Consider the following 16,515-nt stretch of genomic DNA (forward strand, 5'->3'; position numbering starts at 1 on the left):
GTTCGTGTCACACATGCACATGAATGACATCGGCCCCAACCGATGGCGACCTCAGAGCGAGATGGCGCGCACGCTAGCAGGAACTGCAAGCGCTTACATGATGCGCTGCACCATTGCGCCAAATGCACGTGGCACAAGGGCTTGGCGACATCGCCTGGACAAGTTTGTCCGCAAGGGACAACAGCAGTCAATGTCGGACACCGGACGACATCGTGCGTGGAACTACGAAAACCTAACATTTGGTACCGTACCCGGGCGCACGGTTGTCGCGCGCCTTGCCGCCAGTGCGTTCAGCCAGCAAGATGCGCCGATCGATCAGGGGGAACAGCGTGCGCATGTCGCCATCCACCGTCCGCGCCGGCCGGTTCCAGTCCATCGCGTGGGTGCTGCTGGCAGCGCTGTGCGTCAGCAGCTGCCAGCGTACGGACAAGACCGCCGCATTGCCGGGCGCCAGCGCCGAACCGGCCGCGGCGATGCAGTCGATGACCCTGCCATTGCGGCGCAACGACCTGGTCGCCTATGCGCGGATCCGGGTCACCCCTGCGCAATACACCCGGCTGGAAGCGGCCTGGCGCAGCGGGGCCAGCCGTTGGCCGCTGACCGAGCTGCCGTTGCCCAACGAGGTCGGCAGCCTGCTCGGGACTTTGTCCGCGCCCGGCGCCGAGCGCCAGCTGCAGCAGGCCTTCGATGCGCAGCTGGCCGGCCAGGCGCAGGGCATCCGCCAGGCCGCGCAGTCGCTGGGCCAGTTCGGCGTGCAATACCTGCGCAGCCGCAGCGACTACCAGCCCGAGCAACGCGCCCACTACGTGCAGCTGGTCGATGCCCTGAGCGCCTGGGCCGCCACCGCGCCGCTGGCCGATCGCGCGCGCGCCAAGGCCAGCATCACCGACCTGGTGACCGCCGCCCGTGCCACCGGCATCGGCTCGGATGCCGATCTGCAGCGGCTGGGGATGGAAGAGAGCCTGCGCCGGCTCGGGCCGTTCTGGGCTGCGGCCAAGCAGGTGCTGGAGCGTTACGGCCTGTCGCTGGACGGCAGCCTGGATGCGCTGCGCACCGGCCTGATCAGCCAGGACGGCGACCGCGCCCAGGTGCGGCTGCGCTATCCGCTGGCCGCGCACGACATCGACCTGAGCATCGCCCTGATCAAGCGCGACGGCCACTGGTACCAGCAGCAGACCCAGGACGAGGTCCAGGCACTGCTCGACGCCGCGCCGCCGGCCACGCCCGTACCCGATGCCGCGGCAACGCCTGACACCCCGGCGGCCGCGCCCGCCACGCCCGCCGCCACCGGGCAGCGCCCGGCTGGGCGATAATGACCGTGATGCCAGACCAGAATCCCCTGCCGTTCCCGGACGGCCAGCCCGCCCCGCCCAGCGCTGCCGCCGCCGATCTCGGCGCCACGGCCACCGCATTGCCGACCGCCACACCGGTTCCGCCGGAGGTTGCGCCGTCGATCGCGCCTGCTGTCGCCGCCGCCCGCAACGCCAAGCGCCCGTGGTGGGCGCGCCTGCTCGGCCGGCTCGCCGACCCGTGGCTGAGCCTGACCATCGAACCGGACCAACCCAGCCGCTACGACGACGGCACGCCAGTGGTCTATGTGCTGGAGGACTACGGCCTGTCCAGCGCGCTGATCCTGGACAAGGCCTGCCGCGAGGCCGGGCTGCCATCGCCGCTGGTGCCGCTGCCGGGCGATCCGCTGCAGCGCAAGCGTGCCTACCTGGCGCTGTCGCGGCGCAGCAGCAGCAACTCGCTGATCCCCGAGCAGCGCGGCGGCAAGACCCATTCCGATTCGCTGGCCAAGCTGTTGCAGGCGCACCGCGTGCGTGCCGACCTGGACGTGCACCTGGTGCCGGTGTCGATCTTCGTCGGCCGCGCGCCGGACAAGCAGAGCGGCTGGTTCGCGGTGCTGTTCTCGGAAAACTGGGCGCTGGTCGGCCGCTTCCGGCGGCTGCTGGCGGTGCTGCTCAACGGCCGCACCACCATCGTGCGCTTCGCCCCGCCGATCTCGCTGCGCCAGACCATGGCCGAGGGCCTGCCGCCCGAGCGCACCCTGCGCAAGCTGCAGCGCGTGTTGCGCACCCACTTCCGGCGCATCCGCGAGGCGGTGATCGGGCCGGACCTGTCCACCCGCCGCCTGCTGGTGGACCAGGTGCTGGCCGCCGACTCGGTGCGCGAGGCCATCGCCACCCAGGCCAAGCGCGACAACTCCAAGCCGGTCGATGCCTGGCGCAAGGCGCACGCCTACGCCTGGGAGATCGCCGCCGACTATTCCAGCCCGGTGGTGCGCTCGGCCAGCTTCCTGCTGACCCACGTGTGGAACCGCATCTACGCCGGCGTGCTGGTGCACCACCTGGACAAGCTCAAGCAGGCCGCGCCCGGGCACGAAGTGGTCTACGTGCCCAGCCACCGCAGTCACATGGATTACCTGCTGCTGAGCTACCTGCTGTACGAGCGCGGCATCGTGCCGCCGCACATCGTGGCCGGCATCAACCTCAACCTGCCGGTGGTGGGCACGCTGCTGCGCAAGGGCGGGGCATTCTTCATCCGCCGCTCCATCAAGGGCAACGCGCTGTATTCGGCGGTGCTGAGCGAATACGTCGCCCAGCTGGTGGCCGGCGGCTATTCGATCGAATACTTCGTCGAAGGCGGGCGCTCGCGCACCGGGCGCCTGCTGCAGCCCAAGGGCGGCATGATCGCGATGACCTTGCGCGCCTACCTGCGCCAGCCGCGCAAGCCGGTGCTGTTCCAGCCGGTCTATATCGGCTACGAGAAGCTGATGGAAGGCAACAGCTACCTGGACGAGCTCACCGGCCGGCCGAAGGAGAAGGAATCGATCTGGGGCCTGCTGTGGTCCATCCCCAAGGTGCTCAAGCAGAACTACGGCCAGGTGGTGGTGAACTTCGGCGAGCCGATCGCGCTCAACGACGTGCTGGCCAGGCACGCGCCCGATTGGGACGGCCAACCGCTGCCCGACGACGAAAAACCCACCTGGCTGGCACCGGCGGTGGACACGCTGTCCACCCAGATCCAGACCCGCATCAACTGCGCCGCCGACGTCAATCCGATCAACCTGCTGGCGCTGGCGCTGCTGTCCACTCCCAAGCATGCGATGGGCGAGGCCGACCTGATCGCGCAGATCGAGTTGTGCAAGAAGCTGCTGGCGGAAATGCCGTATTCGGACCGCGTCACCGTCACCCCGCACACCCCGGCGCGCATCATCACCCACGCCGAAGAGATCAACGTGCTCACGCGCGTGTCGCATCCGCTGGGCGATGTGCTGAGCGTCAGCGGCGACACCGCGGTGCTGCTGAGCTACTTCCGCAACAACGTGCTGCACCTGTTCACCGCGTCCTCGTGGGTGGCCTGCTGCTTCCAGAACAACCGCCGCATGAGCCGCGCCGGCCTGATCCGCCTGGGCCGCACGGTGTACCCGTTCCTGCAGGCCGAGTTGTTCCTGCCGTGGAGCGAGGACCGCTTTGCCGAGCGCATCGAGCAGACCATCGACATGTTCGTGCGCGAGGGCCTGCTGCTCAACGTCACCGACGACGATGGCGGCATCCTGGCGCGCAACACCGGGCAGACCGATGAAGTGTTCCGCCTGCGGGCGATCGGCCATTCGCTGCAGCAGGCCTTCGAGCGCTATTACATCGCCATTTCGGTGCTGGTGAAGAACGGCCCCGGCGTGCTCGGCGCCGGCGAACTGGAAAGCCTGTGCCAGCAGGCCGCGCAACGCCTGAGCCTGTTGTACGCCCCGGCCGCCCCGGAGTTCTTCGACAAGACCCTGTTCCGCAGCTTCATCCAGAAACTGCGCGAGCTGCGCCTGGTGTGGCCGGACGAGAACAGCAAGCTGCTGTTCGACGAGCGCCTGGATGCCTGGGCCAAGGATGCCAAGTTCATCCTTGGCCGCGAACTGCGCCACACCATCGAGCGGGTCAGCCCCGAAGCGGTCAAGCCGGATGTGGTGCTGCCGCCGGCCGAGTGAGGCGGCGCTACAGACGCCAGCGTCTCCCTGCGGTAGGTGATGCGGACAACGGTAGCGCACCAGCAAGGAAGCGCAGGTGCGCACGACGCCTCCCTTCTCCCTCCGGGAGAAGGTGCCCGAAGGGCGGGTGAGGGCAGTCAGCATGCAACCCCCCGGCGCTGCAGCAGACCAGAGTCACTTCTGGCGTCGTCCACTGACGCCAGCAGCTTCACACAACAGTTCCGCCCGTTTCATCCTCCGCTTGCGGCCGTGCCGATAGCATCGCGCCACCTTTCATCACGATCGGGTGCGTTGGACCACTGGCGTGCCCGGCAGGAGATTTCATGCGCGCAGCCATCCACACCCAATTCGGCGACCCTGCCAAGGTGCTCGAACTCGGCCAGCGGCCCACCCCGCGACCCGGCGAGGGCCAGGTGCGCATCGCCATGCGTCGCTCGCCGATCCACAACCACGACCTGTGGACGGTGCGCGGCAATTACGGCTACAAGCCCGAGCTGCCCGCCATCGGCGGCAGCGAAGCGGCCGGCGTGATCGACGCACTCGGCGACGGTGTCGACGGCCTGCAGATCGGCCAGCGCGTGGTCGCCGCCGGCGTGCATGAAAGCTGGGCGGAGTACTTCCTTGCCGACGCGTCCGGCGTGGTGCCGCTGCCCGACGCGCTCGACGACGACCGCGGCTGCCAGCTGATCGCCATGCCGCTGAGCGCCTTGATGCTGATCGAGTTCCTGCAGGTCAGAAAAGGCGACTGGATCGTGCAGAACACCGCCAACGGCGCGGTCGGCAAGACCGTGGCCATGCTCGCCGCCGCGCGCGGCATCAACGTGATCAACCTGGTGCGCCGCGATGCCGGCGTGGACGAGTTGAAAGCGCTGGGCATCGGCAATGCAGTCTCCACCGCGCAGGAAGGCTGGCAGGACACCGCGCGCGCGCTGGCCGGCGACGCACCCATCGTGCGCGCGATCGACTCGGTTGCCGGCAGCGCGGCCGGCGAGCTGATGGGGCTGCTGGCCGAAGGCGGCGAGCTGGTCTCGTTCGGCTCGATGACCGGCGAACCGTTGCAGATTTCCACCGGCGATGTGATCTTCAAGCAGGCCAGCGTGCGCGGCTTCTGGGGCACCAAGGCCATGGCCGCCACCAAGCCCGAGGACAAGCGCCGCATGATCGGCGAACTGCTCAAGGCCGCCGTCGATGGCAGCCTGGCCCTGCCGGTGGAAGCGGTGTTCGACCTGGAAGACGCCGCCAAGGCCGCCGCAGCCAGCGCCGAGCCGGGCCGCCGCGGCAAGATCCTGCTGCGGGCAGGCTGAGCGCTGCACGCAGGGAGTCTGATTGTCTCGCCTTGGCGCTTCCTTCTCCCGCTGGCGGGGGAGGTGCCCGAAGGGCGCATGCGGGAAACGCAGCGACAGTTGGTCAACGTCTGCGGACTCGCAGTCAGGCGGTTACGTGCGCGCAACGCCACGCCAAGGCCACGCTTGCTCCACCCGCCATGACACGCCGCGTCCCCCATCGTGAATCACATGTCGCGCATTCGCAGCCCCGCCAGCCAATCTGCTTACAGGCACCGTAGAAGCACGCCTGAGCGCGACGGGCTTCCAGGGGAACGCCTCATCGCGCCCAGGTGCGCTCCTACGCAGGGGACTTGGCCCCAAGAGCGGGCAGACGCCGCGATCAGCGCGCGGGTGTGGACAAGCGAACCCAACTGCAGGCACAACCTCACGCCGGCTCGTCAGGCACCAGTTCCATCTCCAGCCGCGTGATGCAGTCCTTGAGATGCAGCTTGCGCTTTTTCAGGCGCTTCATCTGCAGCTCGTCCTCCAGGTTCGCGGGCACGCGCTGGATCTCCTCGTCCAACGCGCGGTGGGCGCGTCGCAACTCGGCGATCTGCTCGGCGATCTCGGCGGGTGAGAGGGTTTCCACGGCTCCGAGCATACACAACCGCGGCCCGGTCGCGTCACCTGCTTGCCAGGCCTTGAGGCTGCGACAACGCCGGCGCGCTGCCGGGGAAGCGGGCGGCGCACCCGATCCCCTCATTGCCGCGCGGCCACGGCCGTCGAGAAAGGAGCCTTACGATGCGCCTGCGGTCTTCCCTGCCGGCCCTGAGACTGCTCGCCGCCGCCAACCCGGCCAGCGCCGCCGACAACGCAATGTCTGACAATTTCGACCTTGTGGATAAGGCAGCGGTGCGCCTATCGTCCACAAGCTAATGAAAGGTCTGGTAACAAGGCAGGATGATGTCACGCCCACGATGTGGAGCGTGGTCAGAGACCTCACAAGCAGTGGCGACCTGAGGACATGCCCCAACCACAATGGAGTTTTCACCATTGTCTGAAGTGACCTGTGATCAGCATTGATGCTCAGTCGGTTGCTCTGGATGGCGCCCACCCTGCATGCGGTTGCATGGTCACCACGCGACTCCAGTCGCGTGTCTGATTGGATTCGGGTGCTTAAGCCGGCGGCCAGACGACGGGTCTTGCTGCCTCCGCCCTACCTGCGATAACCGCGCTGCTCAGCGAGCTTCCTGCTCTGCCTGAGTACCTGCTCTTCAGTGCCGCTGGCGGCGCGCCATTGCTACGTCACATATGAATACCTGGTAAGAGCCAGGCGCTAGAATTCCTCCTCGGCCAATTGGCCGCCAAAATCCAAACCCTCATGCAACGACATCCGGACCTGTATCCCAACGACGACAACGGCGACACCCTCTGGCACATCGCCCAGCAAGGGGTGGATCTATCCAAGCCACGTGAGATTGCGTTCTCCGTGGTCTTTCCCACGAAGGAGTCGGCACTGGAGTTCTCGGTGACGCTGCTGCGCTTCGAGCAGAAGGTGCGTTGCTGCCACTACCCGGACAACACCGCGTTTCCGATGGACGTGACGGTGTATCCGACCATGATTCCGTCGTACAAGGCGATTTCGGCGTTCGAGGAAGAGCTGGCAACCGAAGCCAAGCCCTTGGGTGGCTTGAATGACGGGTGGGAATTTTCCGTGGATGACAAGGACGTCTGACGCGCGCGGCGCGTAAGCGCCTGCGATGCGGTCACTGCATCGCTGGGCGCGGTCGCAGTTTTTTTTCCGCAGCGGCGCTTTACCGCGTCAGCGCTGCGACTGCGGGACGCGGCGCAGCTGCGAGACGTCGTAGCCCATGGCGGCGATACGTTGGACGGCCTGCTGATAGTCGGCCTCGGAGACCTGCGGCGTGCGCGCCATGTACCAGACGTAATCGCGCTTGCTGCGTGCCACGATGGTCTGCGAATAGTCTGCATCGCGCCAGGCGATCACGTACTCGGCCTTGAACGGCCAGAAGAACTGCATGCTCCACAGCGCGCCATTGCCCTCCTTCGCCACCCGGCCGATCGGATGCATGGACTTGAGCGGCGCCTGGAAGCTGCCCTTGCGAAAAGTGAAGGTGGTCTGGATGCGGCCGTCCGGGCGCAGCGCATAGCTCTCCACCGCATCGTAGGCCTTGCGCTCGGGCCGGGTGGGAATGTGCGCGATGACGTACCAGTCGCCCATGAAGCGCGGCACGTCCACGGTGTCTGCGCGCGGCAAGGCGGAACGCGACTCACCGCCGCTGGCACTTCCGTGGGCCGCGAGCGTCAGTAACAACAGCATCGAACCATGTCGCATGACAATCTCCACCTGAAAGAAACACGTACATGCCCTACGGAGGTGCCATGCGTGCGGATGCAACCCCATGCGATGCAGTTCCGCACTGGCGCACGCCGGCTTGCCGTGCCAGTGAGGCGACGGTAACGTCCAACATGTCATGGCCGCGTTGAAGAGTGAGGCCGACGCGTCGCGCGCCAGGAGATGCTCGATCAAAGACTTGAGCGCTGGGGCGACGATCGGCCGCAGTAAGGATCACGACGTGCTTTGAAAGCATCGCGGTGACAGGACGTGTCGTTCAGTGCCGGCGGTGGAGCCATGACGCGCTGGTGGACGCTCCGGGAAGCAGAAGCGCAACGGCAGTCACCAGGGCGACACCGCGTCTTCGCCATATGGATAAATCGTCGCGATCCTTCCGTCGGCATCATGCTGCAACGGTGCCATCTTGATGCTGCGCAGATGCGTCTGCCCGCCCGACAAGACAGCGTCGTGATAGAACAGATACCACTGGCCTTCGAACGCACAGATGGAGTGATGCGTGGTCCAGCCGATCACCGGTGCGAGCAGCACGCCCTGGTAGACGAATGGCCCGTACGGGGAGTCGCTGGTGGCGTAGCAGATCAGGTGGGTGTCGCCGGTGGAATACGACAGGTAGTAGCGGCCCGCATGGCGATGCACCCAGGGGCCTTCGAAGAAACGGCGGGCGTGGTCGCCGGCGCGGAGCGGGGCGCCGTGTTCGTCGAGGATGACGATCTCGCGGGTGGGTTCTGCCAGTTGCGTCATGTCCTCGCGCAGGCGGGCGACGCGCGGGCCGAGCGCGGGCGCAGCGTCGTCAGGTTCCTGATGGGTCGGCGCATAGACATTGTTGCGGTAGTGCTGCAGCTGGCCGCCCCAGATGCCGCCGAAGTACAGGTAATGCGCGCCGTCGTCGTCGGCCAGGATGGCCGGGTCGATCGAGTAGGTGCCGGCAATGGGTTCGGGCTCGGCGACGAACGGGCCTTGCGGGCCATCGCCGACCGCCACGCCGATCTGGAAGATGCCGTCGGCACGTTTGGCGGGAAAATACAGGTAGGTCTTGCCGTCGCGCTGCGCGGCATCCGGTGCCCACATCTGGCGCTGTGCCCAGGGTACGTCGCGCACGTGCAGCACCTGTCCCAGGTCTTCCACCGGCGCGTGCGGATGCGCCATGCGCAGCACATGGTAGTCGGCCATGTCGAAGTGCGAGCCGTCGTCGCTGAAGGCAACGCCGGCGTCGATGTCGTGCGAGGGGTAGATGTACAGCGCGCCGTCGAACACGTGTGCGGACGGGTCGGCGGTGTAGAGGTGGGTGACCAGCGGTGCGGAAATGGCGGTGCGCGCCAGCGCCTGCAGTGCAGCGGTGTGCAGTTCATCGGACATGCGCGTACCTGTGCATGAGGTGGGAGGAGGGAGTCAGGGCGAAGCGAGTGGTGCGGCCTGACGGCGCAGGCCCAGCTCGTGTTCGATGCGGGTTTCCAGCGTCTTGTCGATCTCGTACAGCGCCAGCAACGCGGTGCCGAGCAGGAACGGGATGGACGCATACACGCTGATGGCCAGGCGAATGCCGCTCGTCACCGCAGCGCCTTGCAGCGGCAGGGCGGCGTCGTAGCCATAGAAGGCCAGGATGCCGGCGACCAGGGCGCCGCCGACGCTCAGGCCGATCTTCAGCCCGCACAACATCGCCGAGAAGATGATCGCGGTGGCGCGGCGGTGGTTCTTCCACTCCGAGTAGTCGGCCACGTCGGCGATCATCGCCCACAGCAGCGGGATGGTGATGCCGTAGAAGAAGCCATGCAGCACATAGGAGGCGAACACCCAGCCGATCGCCGCCGGCGGATACACATAGAACGCCATCAAAAATAGCGTGGAAACCAGCAGCGCGCCGCCGAACACATTGCGCTTGCCGTGGCGGTCGGCCAGCCGCTTGGAAAAACCGATGCCGACGATCATCGCCAGGATGCCGCCGGCACTGAACACGCTGAAGGCCGAGGTCGGTGCGTCCTGCGGCCATTGCAGTGCGCTCATGCCGGCGCCGGTGAGCACGCTATTGATTGCAGCGATGAAGCGGTTGAAGCCGGCATTGTCGAGGAACTGCGCCAGCGCGCCGGCGTCGAGGTAGTACTTGAAGTAGTAAATGTACATCCCGCCCTTCATGGCGAGATTGATGAAGACCAGGATGGTCAGCGCCAGCATCACCAGCCAGGGCTTGTTGCGGACCAGATCGCCCAGGTCCTGGCGCACGCTGCTGCGTTGTTCGCTGATCGGCAGCACGCGCTCGCGGGTGGTGAAGAAGGTGATCAGGAAGCACAGCGTACCGACGGCGGCGAACAGCGCCATGGTGTTGCGAAAGCCCTGCGCCTTGTCGCCATTGCCCAGGATCAGCACCAGCGGCAGCAGCAACACCTGGATGATGAACTGCGCGAATGTCACCGCCAGGAAGCGATACGCCGACAGGCTGTTGCGCTGCTCCATGCTGCCGGTGAGCACGCCGCTCAATGCCGAATAGGGCAGGTTGTTGGCCACGTACACCAGCATCAGCAGCGTGTAGGTGGCGAAGGCGTAGGCGATCTTGCCCTGCTCGCCGAGGGCGGGCGTGTTGAACGCGGCCAGCGACAACGCACCGAACGGCACTGCCGTCCACAGGATCCACGGGCGGAACTTGCCCCAGCGCGTGCGGGTGCGGTCGGCCAGGATGCCGATGATGGGCGTGAACACGAACGCGCCAAGCATGCCCACCACGAAGATCAGCGTGGCGGCCACGCCCGCCGGGATGCGGAACACATCGGTGTAGAAGAACGCCAGGAAGGTGACCAGCGTCTGGAAGATCAGGTTGGCGGCCAGGTCGCCCAGGCTGTAGCCGATCTTTTCGCGCAGGGAGAGCTGTTGTGACGGATCGTTCATGAGGCGGGGCGGGCTCGAGAAGTGCTGCGGGAAACGCCGCGGCGCGCGCCATGGCGCCGACCGCGATCAGTCCGGATCGCGGCGGCAGGCATGGCGCCTGAAGTGTCCGGCAAAACCGCGCGCGCCGCCGCCAGGGGAGCCGCAGCGGCATGCGGTGCGCGTGCCATGCAACAAGGCCACGCGCGCTCCACGGGTCGGCCACACCCGCCTGGCCTCTGTGCGGTCGTGTCGATGACCACGCTCAGAACGTGCCGCGGATGCCGAGCATGACCGTGCGGCCGGGCTCGTACAGATCGTAGGTGGCGTTGGGCCAGGCGTAGGTGGTGCGCAACGGTTCGTCGGTGAGGTTGGTGACGTTGAGGGTGAGTTGCGGCTTGGACGGCAGCCAGTCCAGCGCATAGCTGGCCGACAGGTCCAGCTGGCCACGCGCATCGGCGTTGAGGCGCGCATACGGAATGCCGTTCTGGTTGGCGCCGGAGATCACCATGTCGTCGTTCCAGGTGTAGGACAGGCGTACCGAGGCGGCGTCCTTTTCCCAGTACACGGTGCCGTTCCACAGGTTGGGCGCGACGCCGACCGCCACTGCCGGAATGCCTTCGCCTTCGGAGGATTGGGTGACGTGGGTGTAGTTGACGCTGAAGCCCAGGCCGTCGACCAGCTTGTCCAGCGGCTGCACCCAGATTGCCTCGGTGCCGCGGATGTTGAGCACGCCGTCGGCGTTGACCTGGGTCTGCACATCCACGGTGGCCGCATTCGGGCCGCCGCGCTGGTCCAGGCCGGCCTGCTGGATCGGCAGCAGGCTCTCGTACGGCACGCCCAGGTCGTTGAAGGGAATGCGCCGCACGCCGTTGACGGTGAAGCCGCTGATGCGCTTGTTGAACAACGTCAGGCCCACATAGCCTTCGCCACCGGTGTACCACTCGCCACCGAAATCCACGTTGGTGGACAGGTACGGCGCCAGGTTCGGATTGCCCCGGGTTGCGGTCTGCGCGGAAGGGTCGCTGAAGTTGGTGTTGGGCAGCATCGCGCTGGGGTCGGGCCGGGTGAGCGTGCGCGAGCTGGACAGGCGCAGCACCACGTTGTCGGCCACGTCCCAGGCGGCGTTGAACGAGGGCAGGGTTTCCTTGTAGTCCGAATCCAGCACCTGGATGCGGCGGATACCGTTGATGGTGACCGGGCCGGTGATGGTCTGGTCGGTGGTCACGTAGCGCACGCCGGCGTTGAAGCGCAGCGTGCGGTTCCACACTTCGGTTTCGGCGTTGGTTTCGATGTAGAAACCCCAGTTCTTTTCGCGGATGCCGCCGGCCGAGGCGCCGGTGTTGGCGGAGTTGGTTTCCGGGGCGGAATCGCGTAGCGCGTAGTAGTTGGTGTCGCCCAGGAAGCGGTTGAAATCGGCGGTGATGAAGCCATCCGGGCCGGGGCGCAGATAGCCGGCCAGGGCCGCATTCGGAATTGCCGAGCCGGGGCCGCCGTTGCAGATGGTGCCGCCGCCGCCGCGGCAGACCACCTGCTCCCAGGCGATGCTGTTGTCGAAGCCGCGAATGGTGCGCTCGGCCTGGTCGTAGGCGGCGCCGATCTTGATGTTGCGCTTGTCTTCGCCGAACTGCAGGTCGGCGCGCCCGCCACGTGTTTCGGTCACGCGTTTTTCGTTCTGGATATTGACCCGTCCACCGTTCCAGCCCCAGCCCAGGTTCGGGTCGTTGAGATCGAGCGGGCTGCTGATCGACGGGCGGTCGCCGCCTTCATTGCGGTAGTCGACGGTGGTGAACGGCGAGGTGACCAGGATGCTGGGCGACTCACGATCCAGCCAGCTGCGCGTGGCATTGGCCTGCACGTTGAGCTTGATGTCCTGGTCCGCGCCGAACAACAGCTCCGCACCCGGGTTGACGCTCCAGAACTTGACCTCTTCGCGGTACGGGCGCGCTTCCAGGAAGTACTGCGCATTGGCGAAGGTGGCGCTGGTGACCACGTTGTTCTGGTCCAGCTGCATGCCCAGCGGAATCATGTTGCCGTTGCGGCCGATCAGATTCATGCTGATGCGCTCGGTGGTGCGCTTGGCTTCCGAATACAGCGTATCCAGGTAGAAATGCATGCTGTCGGAGGGGCGCCATTCCAGCGACATCACCGAGGCATCGCGGTCGCGATCGCCATTCATGTACACGCTGCGGCCCAGCCGCGGAATCAGTGCGTCGCTGATCTGGTCGATGCTCAGGCCCGGATTGCGCGCCAGCAGCCAGGCCGCATCGATGGTCTCGCCGGTGGTCAGGCCGCTGCCGGCGGTGGCCGGCACGCGGTCGGGAATGCGCCAGTTGCCGCCGCCATTGACGTTGCAGGCGGCCGGCTGATTGGTGGCCGGCGTGCCCGCAGGCGGGGTGAGGCCGCACTGGGTGTAGGTCAGGCCGGGGTTGGTCCAGCCCACGCTTTCGAAGCCACGCACGCCCAGCTTGCTGCGCACCGAGGCCACGCCGAACAGCGCGCCGAAGGTGCCTGCCTCGTTGGTCCAGCTGCCCATGAAGGCGCCGCGCGGGGTGGTCTTTTCGCTGGTGCTGTTCCAGTCGGCCTGGGCCTGGTAGGTGAAATGCACGCCGGGGCGATCGAACGGCCGCGCGCTGCGCATGTCCACCACACCGGACACGCCGCCTTCGAGCATGCTCGCGGTGGGCGTCTTGCTCACGGTGAGCTGGGTGAAGAATTCGGTGGGAAACAGGTTCAGATCGACTTCGCGGTTCTGGTTCTGCGCGTTCAGGCCGATCGAGGCGGTGGCGATGCTGGCGCCGTTGAGCGTGGTCTTGGTGAAGCTGGTGCCCAGGCCGCGGATGGCGATGTTCAAGCCCTCGCCATTGACGTCGCGCGAGAGCTGCACACCGGGGATGCGGTTGAGCGACTCGGCGATATTCATGTCCGGGAACTTGCCGATGTCCTCGGCAAACACGGTGTCGGCAAAGCCCACCGAGTCGCGCTTGGCATCGGTGGAGAACTGGATGCTGCGTCGGTAGCCGGAGACGGTGACGGTGTCGAGCTGGGTCACCGCATCGCCGCCGGCAGCGGTGGCCGGTGGCGGTTGTGCGGCAGGCGCGGCGCTGCTGGCATCGCTGGACTGTGCCCAGGCGGCAGTGCTGGCCATGCCCAGCAGGATGGACCCCAACGCGCAGGACAACGCGGTTCGTGCGTAGCTGTTCTTCACCGTAATCCCTTCCCTAACAGGTGAGCAGATGTCCCACGCATCGCCCCTGCGCAGGGAGTGCCGCTGCCGATGCGCGGCGCGGCGATGGTGCGGTGGGGAAGAACGGGCGATCAGTGACGCCGGATGGTAGCGCTACCAAATTCAGAACATCACGCTGCAGGGCAGCATAGTCGGCGGGGGCAACGCAGCGACTGCGACAGTGGCGCTGCTCAAACCCGTATTCGTCATGCATGACCTTGTGGCGTGCTGCACTGCGCGATGGTTTTTGCCCGATGGCGTGGTAATGGTAGCGCTATCACCCGTGGCGCAAGGCCACCTTCGTGCAGGTGCAGTGCTCGATGAATCGAACCGAAGAACGCGGCAGCCAGAGGCCGGGCTACCCCGAGCATGCGGCAGTGCCTAGCAGTGGTCGCTGCGCGATTGCCCCGCGCATGCTGCGCGCAGCAGCGCTGCGGCGCGCGGGCACATGAGCCAGTTGCCGCACGCCGCAGCGCCCGCCGGCACGCTGGCGCGCCTGGGCCGCATGCGGTGGCGCGTGTGCGCACTGCTGCTTGCCGCCACCACCATCAACTATGTCGACCGCCAGGTGCTGGGCGTGCTGGCGCCGTTTCTGCAGACGCAGATCGGCTGGAACGAGATCCAGTACGGCTATATCGTCACCGCCTTCCAGGCCGCCTACGCGCTGGGCCTGTTGTGCAGCGGTGCGGTGATCGACCGCTTCGGGACGCGCGTCGGCTACGCGCTGGCGATCGGCATCTGGAGCCTGGCGGCGATGGGGCATGCGCTGGCCACCAGCGTGGTGGGCTTTGCGATCGCGCGCTTCTTCCTGGGGCTGGGCGAGTCCGGCAACTTCCCCGCTGCGTTGAAGACGGTGGCCGAGTGGTTCCCGCGTCGCGAGCGCGCCCTGGCCACCGGCATCTTCAATTCCGGCTCCAATATCGGTGCCATCGTCGCGCCGTTGCTGGTGCCGCTGATCGCCACCGCCTGGGGCTGGCAGGCGGCCTTCCTGTTCACCGGCGTGCTCAGCGCCACCTGGCTGCTGGTGTGGTGGCTCAGTTATCACCCGCCGGAGCAGCAGCCCGGCCTGTCGGCGGCAGAGCTGGCGCATATCCGCAGCGATGCGCACGAGCCGGTGCAGCGGCGGCTGTCGTGGCTGCAGGTGCTGCGGCACCGGCAGGCCTGGGCGTTCGTGCTGGGCAAGTTCATCACCGACCCGATCTGGTGGTTCTTCCTGTTCTGGCTGCCCAAGTTCCTGCATGCCGAATACGGTTTGAGCCTGTTGCAACTGGGCGCGCCGTTGATCGTGATCTTCGTGCTGGCCGACATCGGCAGCATCGCCGGTGGCTGGGTCGCCGGGCGCTTCATCGCGCGCGGCTGGAGCGTCAACCGCGCGCGCAAGACCGCCATGCTGATCTGCGCCGTCTCGGTGGTGCCGATCGTGTTCGCTGCACGTGCCGACAATCTGTGGCTGGCGGTCGGCCTGATCGGCCTGGCCACCGCCGCGCACCAGGGCTGGTCGGCCAACCTGTTCACGCTGCCCTCGGACATGTTTCCGCGGCATGCGGTGGCCACGGTGGTCGGCATCGGCGGCTTTGCCGGTGCGGTCGGTGGCATGCTGATCGCCACCTTCATCGGGTTCCTGCTGCAGGCCACCGGCAGTTATGTGCCGGTGTTCCTGATGGCAGGCTCGGCCTACCTGCTGGCGCTGGCGTTGGTGCACGCGCTGGTACCACGCCTGGAGCCGGCGCAGCTGCCGGCAGCGGCCTCACCGGCCGCCACCGCATCGTCCTGAGGGGAGCATCATGCACTTACGCACACTGGCAGCCGGCGTGTTGTTTGCAGCGAACATCGCAAGCCTGGCGCAGGCCGCGCCGCTGGCCGCCGGCGCGCCCAAGTTCCTGGGCAGTGCCTACAGCCCGCAACAGGCGCCAGGATTCGCGCAGTACTGGAACAAGCTCACACCCGAAAACAGCGGCAAGTGGGGCAGCGTGGAAGCGGTGCGCGACCAGATGGACTGGAGCGGGCTGCATACGGCCTACCGCTTTGCCAAGGCCAATGGCATGCCGTTCCAGATGCATGTGATGGTGTGGGGCAACCAGCAGCCGGAGTGGATCAAGTCGTTGCCGCCGGCCGAGCAACGCCGCGAGATCGCGCAGTGGTTTGCTGCGGTGGCGCAGCGGTATCCGGACATCGACCTGCTGGAAGTGGTCAACGAACCGCTCAACGACCCGCCCAGCAAGGACGACACCGGCGGCGGCAATTATCTGCAGGCACTCGGCGGCAACGGCGCCAGCGGCTGGGAATGGGTGCTGCAGTCGTTCCGGCTGGCGCGCCAGCACTTCCCGCGTGCGCGGCTGATGATCAACGACTACAGCATCACCAACAGCGCCCAGGCCACGCAGAAGTACCTGCAGATCGTGCAGCTGCTGCAGCGCGAGCAGCTGGTCGATGCGATCGGCGTGCAGGAGCACGCCTTCGAAACCACCCCGAACGTGGCGATGTCGGTGCATCGTGCCAATCTCGATACATTGGCCGCGACCGGCCTGCCGACCTACATCACCGAGTTCGATCTGGACGGCCCCAGCGATGCGCAGCAGCTGGCCGACTACCAGCGCGTCTTCCCGGTGTTCTGGGAGCACCCGGCGGTGCGCGGCATCACGCTGTGGGGGTTCCGCCCCGGCCTGTGGCGCGACAAGGAGGCGGCGTACCTGATCCGTGCCGATGGCACCGAACGGCCTGCGCTGACCTGGCTGCGCGATTACGTTGCCAGCCATCCCGGCACGTCCGCGCCATGACGCGGGCGGCCGACAGGTTTCGTTCTTCGTCTCTC

11 protein-coding genes are annotated in these 16,515 nt (G+C 66.8%); 6 read left to right on the forward strand and 5 right to left on the reverse strand.

What is annotated here, in order from left to right; genetic code table 11:
* Positions 1–335: 335 nt before the first annotated feature.
* The 3 genes from EO139_RS03110 (at position 336) to EO139_RS03120 (ending at position 5,286) form a co-directional block, all read left to right on the forward strand.
* Positions 336–1,313, forward strand: coding sequence for a hypothetical protein (locus EO139_RS03110; RefSeq protein WP_164738978.1), 978 nt, complete (start codon positions 336–338; stop codon positions 1,311–1,313).
* A complete protein-coding gene (plsB, locus tag EO139_RS03115; RefSeq protein WP_126969274.1) occupies positions 1,313–3,982 on the forward strand; it encodes a glycerol-3-phosphate 1-O-acyltransferase PlsB in 2,670 nt (889 codons plus the stop codon). Before EO139_RS03110 ends, plsB begins: the two co-directional genes overlap by 1 nt.
* A 323-nt stretch (positions 3,983–4,305) precedes the next feature.
* On the forward strand, positions 4,306–5,286 hold the full coding sequence (locus tag EO139_RS03120) for a zinc-binding dehydrogenase (RefSeq protein ID WP_126969275.1): 981 nt from the start codon (positions 4,306–4,308) through the stop codon (positions 5,284–5,286).
* 406 nt (positions 5,287–5,692) lie between these two features.
* On the opposite strand, the gene EO139_RS03125 is transcribed toward EO139_RS03120, so the two are convergent.
* Positions 5,693–5,896 (reverse strand): YdcH family protein, encoded by a 204-nt coding sequence (locus tag EO139_RS03125; protein WP_164738977.1) that lies wholly within the window; start codon positions 5,894–5,896, stop codon positions 5,693–5,695.
* A gap of 732 nt (positions 5,897–6,628) precedes the next feature.
* Here EO139_RS03125 and EO139_RS03130 point away from each other — a divergent pair.
* Positions 6,629–6,982 (forward strand): ribonuclease E inhibitor RraB, encoded by a 354-nt coding sequence (locus tag EO139_RS03130; RefSeq protein WP_126969276.1) that lies wholly within the window; start codon positions 6,629–6,631, stop codon positions 6,980–6,982.
* An 87-nt stretch (positions 6,983–7,069) separates the two neighbouring features.
* On the opposite strand, the gene EO139_RS03135 is transcribed toward EO139_RS03130, so the two are convergent.
* From EO139_RS03135 to EO139_RS03145, 4 genes are all read right to left on the reverse strand, one after another.
* Positions 7,070–7,603, reverse strand: coding sequence for a lipocalin family protein (locus tag EO139_RS03135; protein ID WP_126969277.1), 534 nt, complete (start codon positions 7,601–7,603; stop codon positions 7,070–7,072).
* 342 nt (positions 7,604–7,945) lie between these two features.
* Entirely contained in the window at positions 7,946–8,980 is a 1,035-nt protein-coding gene (locus EO139_RS21620) for a glycoside hydrolase family 43 protein (RefSeq protein ID WP_241235899.1), read from the reverse strand.
* A 33-nt stretch (positions 8,981–9,013) separates the two neighbouring features.
* Positions 9,014–10,501, reverse strand: coding sequence for an MFS transporter (locus EO139_RS21625; RefSeq protein ID WP_241235900.1), 1,488 nt, complete (start codon positions 10,499–10,501; stop codon positions 9,014–9,016).
* 241 nt (positions 10,502–10,742) lie between these two features.
* Positions 10,743–13,685, reverse strand: coding sequence for a TonB-dependent receptor (locus EO139_RS03145; protein WP_164739704.1), 2,943 nt, complete (start codon positions 13,683–13,685; stop codon positions 10,743–10,745).
* A 466-nt stretch (positions 13,686–14,151) separates the two neighbouring features.
* Here EO139_RS03145 and EO139_RS03150 point away from each other — a divergent pair, with 466 nt between their 5' ends.
* Together EO139_RS03150 and EO139_RS03155 are read left to right on the forward strand one after the other, a co-directional pair.
* Positions 14,152–15,477 carry an MFS transporter gene (locus tag EO139_RS03150; RefSeq protein ID WP_126947277.1) on the forward strand — a complete coding sequence of 442 codons (1,326 nt, stop codon included), beginning with the start codon at positions 14,152–14,154 and terminating at the stop codon, positions 15,475–15,477.
* Between the two features lie 10 nt (positions 15,478–15,487).
* Positions 15,488–16,480, forward strand: a complete 993-nt coding sequence (locus EO139_RS03155) for an endo-1,4-beta-xylanase (protein ID WP_126969278.1) — start codon at positions 15,488–15,490, stop codon at positions 16,478–16,480.
* Positions 16,481–16,515 lie beyond the last annotated feature (35 nt).

Origin of the sequence: Xanthomonas sp. BRIP62411 (assembly GCF_003993525.1) — a bacterium.
In the GTDB taxonomy this organism is placed as follows: domain Bacteria; phylum Pseudomonadota; class Gammaproteobacteria; order Xanthomonadales; family Xanthomonadaceae; genus Xanthomonas; species Xanthomonas euroxanthea.